We start from the raw sequence: 16,967 nt of genomic DNA on the forward strand, positions 1-16,967 counted from the left end.
AATATGTATAATTTTATTTTTTGTTATTTTTATCAATCTGGTCAAGATGATGCGGTAAAACAGGGGATAAAAAAATCTGAGGTATTGTGAATTTTAAATCAGTCATTTAAATATCTCAAAAATCATTAACATTAATGCCAGCTAAACCCTAGCGGGCTTATCATCCAAAAAAATCAAACCCAAATTCTATGCTCAACTTTCCACACGAGTTTCAGCTCGATGCTAAGGATTGCGGTCCTACTTGTGTCAAAATCATAGCAAAATATTATGGCAGGTTCTATAGCTTGCCCTATTTGCGGGATCTCTGCGGTATTAGCCGCGAAGGCGTTAGTTTTTTGGACATTAGTGATGCATGCGAAAAAATCGGTTTGAGAACAAAGTGTGTTAAAATTGATTTTGACACTTTACAAAGTATCCCTTTGCCTTGTATTGTACATTGGAAAAACAGCCACTTTGTAGTGGTTTACAAAATCAATTCTCAATACGTTTGGGTTTCTGATCCTGCCAAGGCTCGTATAAAATATTCTGTAGCTGATTTCCAGAATGGCTGGTTGACCAATGAAAAAGTGGGAGCTGTTTTAGCTATAGAACCCATGGCTGATTTCAAGCAACGCTCGGTTCAAGATAAACTGGAACGCCGCAAAACGCTAGAGAATTTTTTAGACTATTTTACGCCTTACAAAAAGAGTTTTTTGAACTTGTTTTTTGTGATGCTCATCGTTACAGTCTTACAGGCATTTTTGCCTTTTGTATCAAAATCAGTTATCGATGTGGGGATTCAAACCAGCGATGTCGATTTTATCGATTTGGTCTTGATTGCCAATATAGTGATTATCATTAGCATTTTGTTGAGCAACATGGTTAGAGACTGGATTTTGCTCCACGTCACCTCAAGGGTTAATATTTCGTTAATCTCGGACTACCTCATAAAATTGATGAAGTTGCCTATTACTTTTTTTGAAAACAAATTGGTGGGCGATATTCTTCAACGCGCGCAAGATCATGAACGTATTCGTGATTTTATCATGAACAATTCGCTCAATTTTGTTTTTTCTATTCTTTCCTTCTTCATTTTTGGCATTATCCTATTGATTTACAGCCCAGTTTTATGCTTGATCTATTTGGTGGGTAGTACACTTTTTATGCTTTGGGTGGTGTTTTTTCTTCAATTTAGAAAAAAATTAGATTGGGAATATTTTGACGTTCATAGCCAAAATCAAAGCTATTGGATAGAAACCATTGGGAGTATCCAAGACATAAAAATCAACAATTACGAAAAACAAAAACGCTGGAAATGGGAAGCCCTTCAGGTGCGTATGTTCAAAATAGACCAAAAGATTTTACGCATTACTAATGCTCAAAACTTAGGAGCACAATTCATCAACCAATTAACTAATTTGTTCATTACATTTTATTGTGCCAAGGCGGTTATTCGGGGTGAGATTACCTTTGGGGTAATGATTTCGACACAGTTCATCATCGGGATGCTCAACGGCCCGATTATGCAGTTCATCTCGTTTATCCAATCAGCTCAATATGCCAAAATTAGCTTCTTGCGCCTAAATGAAATTCACGAATTAGAAGAAGAGGAAGAAAACGAGATCAATAACAGCATACAACTACCCGAAGACAAAAGCTTACTTTTGAGAAATGTATCTTTTCAATACAACCGCAATGGTGACTATATTTTGAAGAATATTTCGATGATTATTCCACAAGGAAAAGTAACTGCCATTGTGGGGGATAGCGGCAGCGGAAAAACCACTTTACTTAAATTGATCCTTAGATTGTACAAACCCTCTTTTGGGGAATTGACCATGGGGAATTTAAACATACAGAACATCAGCCTAAAACAATGGAGAGAAAGCTGCGGTGCCGTAATGCAGGACGGTAAAATTTTTAGCGATACGATTCAAAACAACATTGTGCTTGACGATGAAAATGTGGATTATGAACGCTTAAAAAAAGCCGTTACCGTAGCCAACATTGCAAGCGAAATTGAAGCTATGCCAAAAGGCTATCAAACCATGATGGGAGAAAGTGGCAGAGGTTTAAGTGGTGGACAAAAACAAAGAATACTTATTGCTAGAGCATTGTATAAAAATCCTGATTATTTGTTTTTTGACGAAGCTACAAACTCTCTTGATTCTATAAATGAGCAGAAAATAGTAACCGCTTTGGAGGACATTTTTAAAAACAAAACTGTAATTGTTGTTGCCCACAGATTAAGCACTATTAGAAAAGCCGATCAGATTATTGTGCTCAAAAATGGGTCTATTACTGAAATAGGAAATCATGACTCATTGATGACAAGAGAAAATGGACATTATTATCAATTAGTAAAAACACAAATGGGAGACAGTATCAATGGATAAACAAGAATTTCACAAAAGCCTACACGAAAACAGAACAGAAGAAGTTGCGCATTTGATAGAAAAAATGCCTGTTCGTTTCGGTATCGCCGTGAGTGGTATCGCCATAGGATTGGTTTTGCTATTGCTTATTTTTGGTTGGTTGATCAAATATCCTGAGGTGCTGCATGGTCAAATTACACTAAACACAAGGCAAGCTCCCGTAAAAATAGTTTCGGCAACTACAGGAAACCTTGTTTTATTGCAAAAAGAAGGAGGAGCCACTGTACAAGCTGGAACATATTTAGGGTATATCAAGAACTCTGCTAGACTTAAAGATGTTCAAACACTGGACCGTTTATTACACCAAGTTGCAATTTACAACTTGAACTCGGCTGCTCATCGTCATTTCTTTCCAGAAAACTTGTCTTTAGGCGATGTCAACAATCCGTATTTCGGGTTTTTGAGTGCCTTGTATCAGTTTTTGGATTATAAAGAACAGCAACCTTTTGTGGCTCAAAAAAAAATTACCCAAAAGTTGCTAAAAATGCAAAAGACAACTCTTGCCGCTTTGCAAAATGATTTTGAAAACCAGCAAATCAAATACAATCACTCGATGGAATTATTTAAACGAGATTCTGTTTTGTTTAGCAAAAAAGTGACGGCTTCAGCTGATTTTGATAAATCCGTAATTGCCAAAGCCAATACGATACTTGATTTTAAAGCCATTGACAAGCAAATTACAAACACCGATTATCAAATACAGGATGCCGAAAATAAGTTGGAATTATTAGCCATCGAAAAATCCAACAAAGAAACCGAGCTGATTATCAAATTATACAATAGTTATTATGACTTATTAGATGCCATCAAAAAATGGGAACACACCTACGTTTTTATTGCCCCAATTTCAGGGAGAATCGATTTTTTAAGTTTCTTAAAAAATGACGATTTTATTCAATCAGGACAAGAAATATTCAAAATTATTCCTGACAAGAATGAAATTATCGGGCAAGTAAATTTACCCGAACAAGGCTCAGGCAAATTGAAAGTAGGGCAAAACGTAATCATAAAACTAGATAATTATCCTTATAATGAATATGGTTCAGTTAAAGGAAAAGTCAGCCGTATATCACTGGCTACTAATGAACAAACTTTATCGAACAAGGAAAATAAAGTAAACGCATATTTGGTACAAGTGCATTTAACTGATGGATTGAAAACTAACTACGGCACAGTTTTGAACTTTCATGCCGAGGCAAATGGTACAGCAGAAATCATTACCGAAGACCGCCGATTGATAGAACGCTTTTTTGACAATTTGAAATATAAGATAAAATAATATGAGAATTATGCAACGTTATGTCTTGGGCTTTTAGTTGTTGCAGTTGCGGTAATTTTATCCAGATGTAGTTTTGTATTGCAAATCAATATATAAAGAATTATGGATTGACCAATTGTAATTGCACTATAACGAGGTCGTTTGCACTTTAGTTTTTGATCTTCTTTTGAATTTCGTTCAAGATAAACAAGTAGTCTTCTTGATTTTTAACAAAATCTCTATCAGACACATCAATGATCAAAACATTGAGATCTGTTTGAGATTTAATGTATTCTAAATAACCACTATTTATTTTATCTAGATAATCGGCTGGGATTTTTTGCTCATAACTGCGTCCTCTTTTCTTGATGTTTTGCAGCAGGCGCTCTGAATTTTGATATAAATAAACGTATAAATCGGGCTTAGGCATTTCTTTGTAAATGATATCAAACAAGTTGCGATACAAGCGGTATTCATCTTCAGCGAGTGTAATCTTAGCAAAAATCAACGATTTAAAAATATGATAATCCGCTACTAAAAAATCTTTAAACAAATCAAATTGCGCCAAGTCATCAGATAATTGTTGATACCTATCAGCAAGGAAAGACATTTCCAGCGGAAAAGCATAACGGTTTTGATCTTTATAAAATTTGGGTAAAAAAGGATTATCAGCAAATCGCTCTAAAACTGTTTTAGCATTAAAATCTTCCGCTATTTTTGATGCTAAGGTTGTTTTTCCTGCGCCTATATTCCCTTCAAAAGCTACATAATTATAGCGCTCTAGCGGAATGTTACGCAACGGTTCATCAAGATCTTGTACGTATACACAAGCGCTTGTGTCTGGAGTACACGCCAACAACTCCGAAACATTTTTATGTAAAACAGGGTGTTTCCAATCTAGATTCAGATCCAAAACGGGAACCAAAACAAAATTCCTGTTTTGCATTAAAGGATGTGGCACCTGTAATTTTTCAGTAGCAATAACATCGTCATCAAAAGCAACAATATCAATATCAATTACTCTAGATTGGTATTCGTATGATAGATTTGGAACACGTCCCAAACGTTTTTCAATTTTTAAAACCTGATTTAAAACTTTATGCGCCGCTTGATACGTATGAATTAGTACAGCACAATTATAAAAGGCTTCACTCTCAAAACCCCAAGCGGATGATTCATATAACTTAGAGGTTTTGATAATTGTACCAACCTCTTGATGTATTAAGTGCAGGCATTGCAGGATGTTCTCCTTTCGATTTCCTTGATTACTTCCTATGGATAATATGACTTGATGTTGTGATTTCATAATGGGGTGCAAATTAACTAAAAGAATTTTAGAATTATATCAAATTGAGCTATGCATAAAATAATAAACATAAAAAAATCTCCCATTTGTGTAACAATTCGATGGTTTCAGAGACTTATTAAAAAAATATAAGTATGAAATTTTTAGGAAATGTATTAGCTACCATCATTGGTATTTTTGTGTTTTTCATGTTGTTTTTCTTTGGTATTGTTCTGATTGGAGCCATTTTTGGTGGTGAATCTGAAGGAGTTGTAGTTGAAAATAATTCAGTTATCGAGTTGGATCTAGGAAATATACAAAATGATTATGCAGGGAAATACAAAGACCCTTGGGTTACCGTTTTCTCAGAAAATAAAACCATAGGCTTGATTGACATATTAAATGCTATTGAAGAAGCAAAAAATGATGACGATATAAAGGGAATATCTATTCTGAATAGCAATTCTGGATTAGGTATGGCACAAAGCAAAGCCTTGCGCGATGCACTAGAAAGTTTTAAAAAATCAGGGAAATTTGTTATGGCTTACGCCAATTCGTATTCTCAAAAAGAGTACTACATCAACTCTGTTGCGAGTCCTATTTACATCAATCCTGTTGGAGAAATGGACTTTAAAGGTCTTTCATCCGAAATTATGTTTTTCAAAGATTTCCAAGAAAAATCAGGATTAAAAATGGAAGTAATCCGCCACGGAAAATACAAGAGTGCCGTAGAACCTTTTCTTGAAAACAAGATGAGTGACGCCAATAGAGAGCAAACTACAGCTTTGTTAACCTCTGTTTGGAATTCTGTTGTAAATGACATTTCAAAAAGCAGAAATATCCCAGTGGCAAAACTAAATGAAATTGCCAATGGCCTGCAAGCTAGAACACCAGAAATGGCAAAAGCACAAAAACTGGTAGATATTATTGCCTACGAAGATATATATCATGACGCCATTAAGAAAATTTTAAAAGTAGATAAAGACAAAGATTACAACACCATCTCTGTTGTAGATTATGCACAAAAAGTAGCCACAACCTCCCTATCAAAAGATAGCTCAAATGAAATTGCAATTATTTATGCTCAAGGAGAAATTATGGGTGGTGAAGGAGATGTAACAGTAATAGGTGAAGGATCTATGCGTCGCTCATTGGAAGAAGCCAGAAATAATAAAGACGTAAAAGCAATTGTTTTACGAATAGACAGTCCAGGTGGAAGTGCATTAACGTCTGACTTGATTTGGAGAGAAATTGAATTGACCAAAAAAGTAAAACCTATTGTAGTGTCCATGGGGAATTATGCAGCATCTGGAGGATATTACATTGCTTGTAACGCCAATACCATTTTTGCTGAAGAAAACACAATTACGGGATCTATAGGAGTTTTTGGAGTTTTACCAAATTTTACGCCACTGGCAACAAAGATGGGTATTTATACCGAGCAAGTTAAAACGCATACTAATGCAGCTGATTATAGTCCATTTGTACCATTAGACGAAAACTTTAAAGCCGTTACTCTTGAAGGGGTAGAGCATATCTACAAAACATTTGTAACACATGTAGCAACAGGTCGTAAAATGACATTTGCTCAAGTAGACGCCATTGCCCAAGGAAGAGTTTGGACAGGATCTGAAGCACTAAAAATAGGACTTGTAGATAAAATAGGTGGTCTAAATGATGCTATTGCAAATGCTGCTAAGCTGGCTAAAATAGAGTCATACAGCACTCAAAATTATCCTGAATACGAAAAAAACTTTGAAGAATTATTTGCTGGATTCCCATTTGCTAGTTCAAAGGCAACATTTATCAAAGAAGAAATTGGAGAAGAAAATTACCGTGTGATACAGGAGATAAAAAAGCTTCAAAACCGCAAAGGTATACAAGCTATATTGCCTTATGAAATCAACATTAGGTAATTAATAAAAATCAAAAGCTTACAAAATCCGCTTGAGTATGATACTCTAGCGGATTTTTTTGTTTTCAAATAATAAAGATTTTTGGGTTTTATGAAAACATTACATACAATTTCCCCAAGAAACTATTATTTTTGTATGGAGTTGACCAAAATTCTCCTTGGTCTTACCCCATTAAAAACTAAAACATTATGGTAAAGAAAATTTTAAAAATCATCGGAATCCTAGTATTACTTTTGGTAGTAACGCTATTTGCAGCACCGTTTTTATTCAAAGACCAGATAAAAGCAAAAATATCTGAGGCTATAAACGCCAATGTAGATGCCAAAGTAACCTTTGCAGAAGCAGATTTAAGTCTTTTTAAAAATTTTCCAAATGCAAATGTAACCTTAGAAAAATTTGTCATAATCAATAAAGCTCCGTTTGAAGGTGACACTCTTGTTTCGCTGGGAGAAGTAGACTTGAAAATGTCTATCAAAGAACTTTTTAAGGATAAAAAAGAAGCCATTGCAATTGATGGTATTTACTCTAAAAATGGTTTAATTAATATCATTTTCAATAAAAATGGAATTGGCAACTTTGATATTGCTCTTAAAGATCAAAAAGCAAAAGAAGAAGGTCCAAGTAGTCCATTGCTTTTAAAAATCAAAGATTATAAAATTGAGAACTTTCAATTTCGCTATTTTGATGAAAGTTCAAAAATTAAAATGGTTATTGATAGTCTTAACCATGAAGGAACCGGAGATTTTGCCGCAAAAAAATTAGACTTAGACACTAAAACTACAGCCAAAGTTTCACTCAACCTAGACAAGGTCAACTACATGAATAAGGTTGCCTTAACACTAGATGCCGTTTTAGGTATTGATTTGGCGCAAAGCAAATATACGTTTAAGGAAAACAAAGCCTTAATCAACCAATTGCCGTTAGAATTTGATGGTTTTATACAAATAATGCCAAACGGACAACAATATGACTTAACGTTTAAAACACCTACCTCCTCATTCAAAAACTTCTTGGGGATTATTCCTGAAGCCTACGCCGCTAGTTTAGACAATGTAAAAACTACGGGAGATTTCACCATAGTTGGTTTTGCAAAAGGATTATACACAGATGCTACTGTACCAAAGTTTAACATTGCCATTGCCTCAAACAATGCTTCGTTTCAATATCCGAACTTGCCTAAATCAGTTGATAAAATTGTAATAGATACCAAAATTATCAACGAAACGGGGATTCTTAATGACACCTATGTAAACATAGACCAACTCTCATTTCAAATTGACCAAGATGTATTTAATGCCAAAGCCAATATTAGAAACGTGACGCAAAACGCACTAGTTGATGCCGCATTAAAAGGAACTATTAATTTAGCGAATCTCTCTAAGGCCTATCCTATCAAACTTGACAAACCTTTATCAGGTATTTTAAAAGCTGATGTCACTACTAAATTTGACATGCAATCTGTAGAGAAAAGCGACTATGAAAAAATAAAGAATGCCGGTAACATGAGTTTATCTGGTTTTAAATACGCTGACGAAAACGGAAAAACAATGAACATAAGCACGGCAGTGGTTCAGTTCAATCCTAGCCAAGTGAATTTAAAACAATTGAATGCTACAACAGGAAAAAGCGATATTAGTGTAAGTGGAATTTTAGAGAATTTTTATGGTTTTATCTTTAGAAATCAAGAACTAAAAGGAAATTTTAACATGACCTCTAAACAATTAGCTGTTGATGATTTTATGACGACCGGCGAACCTGCAAAAACCGAAGCTGGTACAGCTAAAAAAGCTGATGCCATGAAGATTCCTGCGTTCTTAAACTGTACGCTTACCGCAAAAGCTACTACGGTTTTATATGACAACCTTACACTAAGAGACGTATCTGGAAAATTGACCGTAAGAGACCAAAAGGTAAGTTTACAAAACGTAAAAACATCTATTTTTGGAGGAACAATTGGCGTAAACGGAGCTGTTTCTACTAAAGGAAAGACTCCAGTTTTCAACATGGATTTGAAATTAAATCAAGTTGATATTGCTCAATCGTTTACGCAACTAGACATGCTGAAAAAAATTGCGCCTATTGCAGGCATCATCAACGGGAAGCTAAACTCTAGCATTAAACTGAACGGAAATCTAGATGCAACTGAATTTACACCCGATTTAAAAACACTTACCGGCGATTTATTGGGTCAATTGTTGTCATCTACTGTAAATGCAAATAATTCTACTTTGTTGAAAGCAATTGGGTCTAACATCAAATTTATTGATGTCAACAAAATTAATTTAAATGACATTAAAGCAGCCATAACCTTCAAGGATGGTAAGGTAAATGTAAAGCCATTTGATATTAAATACAAAGACATCAAAGCTACTGTGGGTGGAACTCATGGCTTTGACCAAAGCATGAATTATACTTTAAAATTTGATGTACCCGCAAAATATTTAGGCTCGGAGGCCAATGCGTTACTAGCCAAACTAACACCTGCTGATGCTGCCAAACTTGAGAATTTACCTATAAATGCATCTTTAGTTGGTAATTTTACAAATCCGAGAATTACAACTGATGTAAAGACGGCAGTCACTAAGCTTACAACGCAACTGGTAAACCAACAAAAAGACCGATTGGTTAAAAAAGGAACCTCGGCAATTACAGATTATATTAACAAAAATAAAAAGCCAGGTGATACTACAAAAACAGCTAAGCCAACTACACCTGCTACAAAAGAAGAAGTTAAAGCAAAAGCAGCCGATTTGCTCAACGGACTGTTTAAAAAGAAAAAGAAAGTTGTAGATACTACTAAAGTAAATTAAGAACGTTTTATAAAATAGGAAAGAGGAATTCACTAAGTGAAATTCCTCTTTTTTTTGTTTGTAATTTTAGTATAGTTCCTAGTGTAGGCGTGCTGCTGCAACGGGTTTGCGTGCGTAAAGGATGGAAGCGGCATCCTTTTATGCAGCGCAGCGGAATAAAAGATATAGCGAACAGCCTGACCTTTTTTTAAAATTTTTTCAATTTTAAAAAAAGGATACGCCCTAGAACTTTTTATACTGCAAGAGATACTACATACCCCTCTGAACCACGGATGTTAAAGACGGTTCCGTTTTCAAAAAGCAAATATTGCCCTTTTATCCCGGTAAGTTTGCCTTTAAATTGTGGCGTTTTGTCCAAGCTTAAACTGTTTACTTTAGCAGGATAGTCCAGAACGGGGTAATGCATTTCATACAAATCATTTTTTTGAGCATGAAAATATTCCTGAACCTCTTGTGGAATTAAATTCTCAACTTTTAAACGTTCTGCAACTAAGTCAATTTGCTCTATATTATTGGTTAACATTTTTCGCCAATTTGTTTTATCAGCATAATGGTTCTTGAGCGCTACTTCGGTAATTCCAGCTAGATATCTATTAGGCACTTCAACAATTGAAATGGCTTGGTTAGCACCTTGATCAATCCATCGGGTTGGGACTTGTGTTTTACGAGTCACTCCTACTTTTACTTCGCTAGATAAGGCTAGGTAAACAATATGCGGTTGCAATTGCACTTTTTGTTCATAGGCTAAATCCCGGTCTTGAATCCCAAGATGCGCTGTACTTAACTCGGGTTTCATAATCCAATCGCCCACGGCTGGGCTAGAATAAAAACAATCGTAGCAAAAACCTTGACGGAATATTTTTTTCTTTTTGCCACAATTTAAACATTGATAGCCTACAAAATTGATCTCTAGCTCTTTATTTAGTAACTGATTCACGTTCAAAAAACTATCTTCAAAAACCAAGTAATATTGAATGGGATTACCCAATTCGGTTTGCATTTTTGCAAGTACACCTTCGTAAGTCATGCGCTTTAAAGTTTCGGGTTTAACACAAGTTGTTAAACAAATTTTGTTATTTTTGGTAAAGTTATCATTCGTAATTCATAATTCATAATTTAAAAATGCCGCTAACCATAATCAATTCGTTTGCTTCTTGGGTTCTTAAACAAAGGATTCATCAAATCGAACTTTTCTTGAAATACCCTAATGAAGTTCAGGAAGAATTGCTTATGCACTTGATACAATCCTCAAAGAATACAGTTGTTGGCAAGGAATATGAGTTTGCATCTATACAAACCTACGCCACCTTTGCAGAACGAGTTCCTATATCTAGCTACGAAGAATTGCAACCCCTTATTGAACGAACTCGCCAGGGAGAACAAAACGTTTTTTGGGAAACACCCATCAAGTGGTTTGCTAAATCAAGCGGTACCACGAACGCTAAGAGTAAATTTATCCCAGTAAGTAACGAAGCATTAGAAGATTGTCATTACAAAGGCAGCAAAGATTTGTTATGCTTGTATTTAAATAACAATGAAGACTCAGAACTGTTTGTGGGCAAAAGTTTGCGTTTAGGTGGCAGTTCCCAAATTTACGAAGACAAGAATACGTTTTTTGGTGACTTGTCGGCAATTTTAATAGAGAACATGCCTATTTGGGCGGAGTTTAGCAGTACACCAAGCAGCAAAACCTCCTTGATGAGCGAATGGGAAACCAAGATTGCAGCCATTATCAACGAAACAAAAAACGAAAATGTAACTAGTTTTGCAGGTGTTCCTTCCTGGATGCTGGTATTAATGAATAAAATGCTAGAGGAAACTGGCAAAGGCAATTTACTAGAGCTTTGGCCCAACTTAGAAGTCTATTTTCATGGCGGTGTTAATTTTGAACCGTACCGAGAGCAGTACCAAAAAATACTTCCTAAAAAGGATTTTAAATACTACGAAATATACAATGCCTCCGAAGGTTTTTTTGCAATTCAAGACTTGAATTATTCCAGTGATTTGTTGTTAATGTTGGACTACGGGATTTTTTATGAGTTCATTCCGATGGATACCTTTGGCACGCCAAATCAAAAAGTAGTTCGACTGGCAGATGTAGTATTGTTTAAAAACTATGCTATTGTCATTACTACCAACTCTGGTTTGTGGCGCTACATGATAGGTGACACGGTGCGTTTTACTTCCTTAAACCCCTATAGAATAAGAGTTACAGGCAGAACCAAACATCATATCAATGTTTTTGGCGAAGAATTAATGGTTGAAAATACGGATCAGGCTATTGCCAAAGCCTGCAAAATCACCCAAACCGAAGTGGTTGACTATACCGTAGCACCCATTTTCATGGAGGGCAAAGAAAAAGGCGCTCACGAATGGATGATTGAGTTTAAAGACAACCCTACAGATGTAGCGGAATTCCAGAAAGTATTAGATGAATCCATACAAGCTCTCAACTCTGACTACGAAGCCAAACGCTACAACAACATGACCTTAAACCCATTGGTGATCAATGTAGCTCGTAAAAATTTATTTTACGACTGGTTAAAAGACCGAGACAAACTAGGCGGGCAACACAAAATACCAAGATTATCCAACCAAAGGGATTACTTGGAGCAATTGAAGGAGTTAAAGTGAGGAATAAATATACGTGATCCACATAAATAAAAACTTACTTTAAACCTAAAGTGAAGCCGAATTAAAAAATAAAAAGCAACAATAATGCATTTATTTTAAAGCAACAGATTCCTACAAGCTATAATCCATTAAGAATGTAAAAGTATTTGAAATATCTATTTGAACGCAAAATACATTATTCTATATTAGCGTTTTAAAATGCTATTCCCTGAAATGAAAACACATAACCTCCTTCTTGTAGACGATCATCCTATTACTATTGATGCCTATATCAATATATTATCCCGACTTGAAAACCCTACTATTCCAAAACATTTTACTACAGCATATTCTTGTCAGGACGCTTACATTAAAATAATGGAGAGGTATGAATTACAAGAAACATTAGACGTAGCTTTTTTAGACATTAGTTTACCTCCTTACGAGGATAAAAACATTCAAAACGGTATTGATTTAGGGAATATTATTAGGGAGTATTTTCCAGAATGTAAAATCATTTTATTAACCATGCATAGTGAACCTATACTGCTTCATAACGCAATTCAAAAAATAAATCCTGAAGGTTTTATATTAAAAAATGATATCAATGCACAGTCTTTGATGACAGCATATCAATATATTATGCTTGGACAAAAATTCTACAGCTCAACTATCAATGACGTTTTAAATCAATCCATCATTAAAAAATTGAAATTTGATGTTATAGATTGTGAAATTATAACCTTACTATCCCGTGGTATAAGGACCAAAGACATGACAGAGCTTCTAGAACTATCCTTAAGTACCATTGAAAAAAGGAAGTCAAACATCAAAACCCAGCTTTTAATTGACAAAGGTACCGATAAAAATATCATTGAAGAGGCAAGAAAAGTTGGCATCCTCTAATCCAAAAAACCGTAAAATTTTAACATAAAAACCGTAAAATTAATCCAAACCCTTGTATTAAATTTGTAACGTAGAAGTTTAAAAAAAACAGAGTGCCCCCAATTTTCTGTTCTATTAAGCGTTTGTTAAAAATTGAAAGCACTAGATTGATTTTACGCTAATCATACTAATCTGACGAAGGACCTACTACTTCTTTTAAGATTAATTTTAGAAGTATATAGTTATTTTTTTTAAGAAATTATAAACTAAAAAATCAGCATTCTAGTGCTATCAAACAATTTGTTGAGATGATTTATCCATCTCAACTTGAAATAAGAAAACTGTTGTCAGTTAGCTGTTTCACAAATCTATTGATACTATTTTTTGATTTATAGCCATCACAAAATACATCATAGATTTTTTTTGAGTTAAGCACTCGTGAATAACGAGTGCTTTTTTTTTTTGAGATTTTCTAGAAGATTAATGCTCCATCATATCAATATGCCTGTCATGGTATCCTAACAGGTATAAAACACCATCCAGACCCAAACTAGAAATAGCACTTTCTGCCTTTTCCTTAACAGTGGGTTTCGCGTGAAAAGCAATTCCAAGTCCAGCAAGATTTAGCATTGGTAAATCATTCGCACCATCACCTACCGCAATGGTTTGATTGATATGAATACCCTCTTTATCAGCAATGGCTTGTAAGTATTCGGCTTTCTTTTTACCGTCAACAATCTCACCTATGTAATTGCCTGTTAATTTACCGTTTTTTATTTCTAGTTCGTTTGCATGTACATAATCAATTCCCAATTCTTTTTGCAAATAGTTCCCAAAAAAGGTAAAACCTCCAGACAAAATAGCTGTTTTGTATCCGTAATATTTTAAGGCCTTCATCAAGCGATGCGCGCCTTTTGTGATAGGCAAATTCTCAGCCACAGTTTGCAGTACTTCTTCACTCAAACCCTCTAACAAAGCCATTCGTTGCTTAAAGCTTTCGCTAAAATCAATTTCTCCATTCATTGCAGCCTCTGTAATTGCTTTAACTTGCTCGCCTACTCCTGCAAGTTCTGCAAGCTCATCAATAACTTCAGTTTGAATTAAGGTCGAGTCCATATCAAAACACACTAGACGCCTATTTCTGCGATACATATTGTCCTCTTGAAACGAAATATCTACATCTAAAGTTCTCGAAATTTCCATAAAACTGGCGGTTATAAAAGACTTATCAACGATTGTTCCCGTTACCGAAAGCTGAATGCAAGCACGAGGGAATTCTTCTTTTTCAATAATGGAAACACGTCCTGTCAATCTCTTAATGGCATCAATATTCAAGTTTTGATTGGATAAAATCTGGGTCACAGCAGCAATCTGGACCGCTGTTAATGTTTCCCCTAAAATATTGATTGTATACCGTTGTTTTCGTTGCCCTTTGACCCAAATCTCATATTCGGCAATAGATATAGGAATAAATTTGACTTTAACCCCCAATTCATAGGCTTTGAATAACAAATCTTTTAAAACTGGTCCTGATGTTGATCCAGCCTGAATTTCAAATAAAATACCCAAGGATAGCGTATCATGAATATCAGCTTGACCAATATCTAAAATAATAGCATTGTAATTGGCTAAAATTGATGTTAAACCAGCAGTTACTCCAGGCTTATCTTGTCCTGAAACTTTCAATAATATAACCTCTTTGTCCTCTACTTTCATGTGACATAATTAAATTGTACTAACAAAAATCGATATTCTAAAGTTGATATTAAATAAATAGACGTGATTTTTTGAAACAATAACAAATACTGTAAAAACTGCATAAAAAAACCTGTTTATATCAATAAACAGGTTTACAATTTTAAGAAAACTGCAATCTAAGAGATTCTCGGATTTGATTAAATCCTACTTACTATTTATCTTATAGCACTAAACTTCAACGTTGCTATTTTTAAAACTTTTATAGAGTTGAATTTTCGACATGTTTTTTAAAATTATCTAAAATTGCCTGCCATCCATTTTTTTGTAATTCTTCTGTATTCTCTGTTTCTGGGTCAAAACTTTCTATTATTTTTATGTTATCTGCTTCCTTCTCAAAAACAATTATCACTTTTCTCCCATCAGCTAGTAGGTACTCTATTAAAGAATGGTTCACAACTTTAGTATAAACTCCTTCAAATTCAAATTGCATTGTACCATCTTTTGAAGCCATCGAATATTTGAATTTCCCTCCCACTTTTAAGTCGTTTTCAGCAAAAGGAGTATGCCAATCATCTGAGGCGTTATTCCATTTCATAATATGCTCCGGAGTAGTCCATATCTTCCACACTTTCTCAATTGAAGCATTTATGGTGCTTTTTACTGTTATCATTTTAAAGTTCTTTTTAATTTAAATATAAAATTACAAAATATTTAAAAGTAGATTTTCTTTTTTATATGCCAATATCTTTTTAAAATTTCCATAAAAAAAACCTGTTCAAAATCAATGAACAGGTTAGTGTTTTCTTTGAGAAAATCGCAATATTAAGATGCTATCTCCAATCGTTTCAATAGATTTCTATTCAAAGTTTCTTGCGCGTATTCTTCATCAATCACTAAGGTCTTGTCTTCTGAACTTGGTAATTCGTACATCGCATCTGTTAAGATAGCTTCACATAAAGAACGTAATCCACGAGCACCTAACTTGTATTCTAAAGCTTTGTCTACAATAAAGTCTAATGCTGCATCAGTGATAGAGAACTCCACCTCATCCATTAAGAATAGTTTCTGATACTGCTTGATTAAGGCATTTTTAGGCTCTGTCAAAATAGAACGTAATGTCGCTCTATCCAAAGGATCCATGTGTGTCAATACTGGTAAACGACCAATAATCTCTGGAATCAATCCAAAATCTTTGATATCCTTTGGGATAATGTATTGCAACAAATTGTCTTTGTCAATATTGTCTACATTTTTTGACGTTGAATACCCCACGGCTTGACGGTTCAATCGTTTCGAAATAATTCTTTCAATTCCATCAAAAGCACCACCGGCAATAAACAAGATATTTTGGGTATTTACCTCCACAAATTTTTGGTCGGGGTGCTTGCGTCCTCCTTTTGGTGGGACATTCACAACGGTTCCTTCAAGTAATTTAAGTAAGGCTTGTTGTACTCCTTCACCAGACACATCACGCGTAATAGATGGATTATCACTTTTACGAGCAATTTTATCAATCTCATCAATAAATACAATTCCGCGTTCTGCTTTGGCTACATCATAATCAGCAGCTTGTAACAAACGTGTTAAAATACTCTCTACATCTTCACCTACATAACCTGCCTCTGTCAATACCGTAGCATCTACAATAGCCAAAGGAACGTCAAGCATTTTCGCAATGGTTTTAGCTACTAATGTTTTTCCTGTTCCAGTTTGACCTACCATGATGATGTTACTTTTTTCAATCTCTACCTCATCGTCTTGTTGCTGTTGCATCAAACGTTTGTAATGATTGTAAACTGCTACAGACATCACCTTTTTAGTCTGGTCCTGCCCAATAACGTATTGATCTAGGAAAGCTCTAATATCTTTTGGTTTTTGCAAAACTAAATCTCCTACTAGTTTAGAACTACCAGTTGTTTTTAATTCTTCAAGAACAATTCCGTGCGCTTGCTCGATACATTTATCACAAATGTGCGCATCAATACCTGCTATTAATAAATTAGTTTCTGGCTTTTTCCTTCCACAAAACGAACATTCTAATTTTTCTTTCGCCATTCTTTTTAGTCTAATGTCATAAAGTCAAAAGTC

Annotated in this window: 11 protein-coding genes; 6 read left to right on the forward strand and 5 right to left on the reverse strand. The window is 34.7% G+C overall.

The window, feature by feature from the left end; genetic code table 11:
- Nucleotides 1-188: 188 nt before the first annotated feature.
- Together K5V07_RS12920 and K5V07_RS12925 are read left to right on the forward strand one after the other, a co-directional pair.
- Nucleotides 189-2,375, forward strand: a complete 2,187-nt coding sequence (locus K5V07_RS12920) for a peptidase domain-containing ABC transporter (RefSeq protein ID WP_221917795.1) — start codon at nt 189-191, stop codon at nt 2,373-2,375.
- Entirely contained in the window at nt 2,368-3,693 is a 1,326-nt protein-coding gene (locus K5V07_RS12925) for an HlyD family efflux transporter periplasmic adaptor subunit (RefSeq protein ID WP_221917796.1), read from the forward strand. The genes K5V07_RS12920 and K5V07_RS12925 overlap by 8 nt, the downstream gene beginning before the upstream one ends.
- Nucleotides 3,694-3,841: 148 nt before the next feature.
- Here K5V07_RS12925 and folK read toward each other — a convergent pair whose 3' ends face one another.
- On the reverse strand, nt 3,842-4,978 hold the full coding sequence (gene folK / locus K5V07_RS12930) for a 2-amino-4-hydroxy-6-hydroxymethyldihydropteridine diphosphokinase (protein ID WP_221917797.1): 1,137 nt from the start codon (nt 4,976-4,978) through the stop codon (nt 3,842-3,844).
- Between the two features lie 134 nt (nt 4,979-5,112).
- On the opposite strand from folK, the gene sppA reads away from it, so the two are divergent.
- Complete coding sequence (sppA, locus tag K5V07_RS12935) at nt 5,113-6,873, forward strand: signal peptide peptidase SppA (RefSeq protein ID WP_221917798.1); 1,761 nt, start codon at nt 5,113-5,115, stop codon at nt 6,871-6,873.
- Between the two features lie 188 nt (nt 6,874-7,061).
- The gene (locus K5V07_RS12940; protein ID WP_221917799.1) at nt 7,062-9,683 is read left to right on the forward strand and encodes an AsmA-like C-terminal region-containing protein; all 2,622 of its coding nucleotides are present in this window, start codon (nt 7,062-7,064) and stop codon (nt 9,681-9,683) included.
- A 232-nt stretch (nt 9,684-9,915) separates the two neighbouring features.
- Here the strand turns inward: K5V07_RS12940 and K5V07_RS12945 are convergent, their stop codons facing one another.
- Nucleotides 9,916-10,710, reverse strand: a complete 795-nt coding sequence (locus tag K5V07_RS12945; protein WP_221917800.1) for a DUF2797 domain-containing protein — start codon at nt 10,708-10,710, stop codon at nt 9,916-9,918.
- A gap of 95 nt (nt 10,711-10,805) precedes the next feature.
- Here K5V07_RS12945 and K5V07_RS12950 point away from each other — a divergent pair, with 95 nt between their 5' ends.
- Both K5V07_RS12950 and K5V07_RS12955 read left to right on the forward strand, forming a co-directional pair.
- On the forward strand, nt 10,806-12,317 hold the full coding sequence (locus K5V07_RS12950) for a GH3 auxin-responsive promoter family protein (RefSeq protein WP_221917801.1): 1,512 nt from the start codon (nt 10,806-10,808) through the stop codon (nt 12,315-12,317).
- A 213-nt stretch (nt 12,318-12,530) separates the two neighbouring features.
- Nucleotides 12,531-13,202 carry a response regulator transcription factor gene (locus K5V07_RS12955; protein WP_221917802.1) on the forward strand — a complete coding sequence of 224 codons (672 nt, stop codon included), beginning with the start codon at nt 12,531-12,533 and terminating at the stop codon, nt 13,200-13,202.
- A gap of 459 nt (nt 13,203-13,661) precedes the next feature.
- Here K5V07_RS12955 and serB read toward each other — a convergent pair whose 3' ends face one another.
- The 3 genes from serB to clpX all read right to left on the reverse strand — a co-directional run bounded on the left by serB (nt 13,662) and on the right by clpX (nt 16,934).
- A complete protein-coding gene (gene serB, locus K5V07_RS12960; protein WP_144889462.1) occupies nt 13,662-14,897 on the reverse strand; it encodes a phosphoserine phosphatase SerB in 1,236 nt (411 codons plus the stop codon).
- 241 nt (nt 14,898-15,138) lie between these two features.
- Nucleotides 15,139-15,549 (reverse strand): SRPBCC family protein, encoded by a 411-nt coding sequence (locus K5V07_RS12965; protein WP_221917803.1) that lies wholly within the window; start codon nt 15,547-15,549, stop codon nt 15,139-15,141.
- A gap of 152 nt (nt 15,550-15,701) precedes the next feature.
- On the reverse strand, nt 15,702-16,934 hold the full coding sequence (gene clpX, locus K5V07_RS12970; RefSeq protein WP_221917804.1) for an ATP-dependent Clp protease ATP-binding subunit ClpX: 1,233 nt from the start codon (nt 16,932-16,934) through the stop codon (nt 15,702-15,704).
- Between the last annotated feature and the right edge of the window lie 33 nt (nt 16,935-16,967).

This window comes from Flavobacterium sp. CHNK8, assembly GCF_019774515.1.
Lineage (GTDB): Bacteria > Bacteroidota > Bacteroidia > Flavobacteriales > Flavobacteriaceae > Flavobacterium > Flavobacterium tiangeerense.

What these genes read in the sequence shown, in the direction of transcription:
- K5V07_RS12965 (WP_221917803.1), bottom strand. Translation starts at nt 15,549, where the DNA reads ATGATAACAGTAAAAAGCACCATAAATGCTTCAATTGAGAAAGTGTGG.
- K5V07_RS12950 (WP_221917801.1), top strand. Translation starts at nt 10,806, where the DNA reads ATGCCGCTAACCATAATCAATTCGTTTGCTTCTTGGGTTCTTAAACAA.
- K5V07_RS12955 (WP_221917802.1), top strand. Translation starts at nt 12,531, where the DNA reads ATGAAAACACATAACCTCCTTCTTGTAGACGATCATCCTATTACTATT.
- clpX (WP_221917804.1), bottom strand. Translation starts at nt 16,934, where the DNA reads ATGGCGAAAGAAAAATTAGAATGTTCGTTTTGTGGAAGGAAAAAGCCA.
- K5V07_RS12920 (WP_221917795.1), top strand. Translation starts at nt 189, where the DNA reads ATGCTCAACTTTCCACACGAGTTTCAGCTCGATGCTAAGGATTGCGGT.
- folK (WP_221917797.1), bottom strand. Translation starts at nt 4,978, where the DNA reads ATGAAATCACAACATCAAGTCATATTATCCATAGGAAGTAATCAAGGA.
- K5V07_RS12940 (WP_221917799.1), top strand. Translation starts at nt 7,062, where the DNA reads ATGGTAAAGAAAATTTTAAAAATCATCGGAATCCTAGTATTACTTTTG.
- serB (WP_144889462.1), bottom strand. Translation starts at nt 14,897, where the DNA reads ATGAAAGTAGAGGACAAAGAGGTTATATTATTGAAAGTTTCAGGACAA.
- sppA (WP_221917798.1), top strand. Translation starts at nt 5,113, where the DNA reads ATGAAATTTTTAGGAAATGTATTAGCTACCATCATTGGTATTTTTGTG.
- K5V07_RS12945 (WP_221917800.1), bottom strand. Translation starts at nt 10,710, where the DNA reads ATGACTTACGAAGGTGTACTTGCAAAAATGCAAACCGAATTGGGTAAT.
- K5V07_RS12925 (WP_221917796.1), top strand. Translation starts at nt 2,368, where the DNA reads ATGGATAAACAAGAATTTCACAAAAGCCTACACGAAAACAGAACAGAA.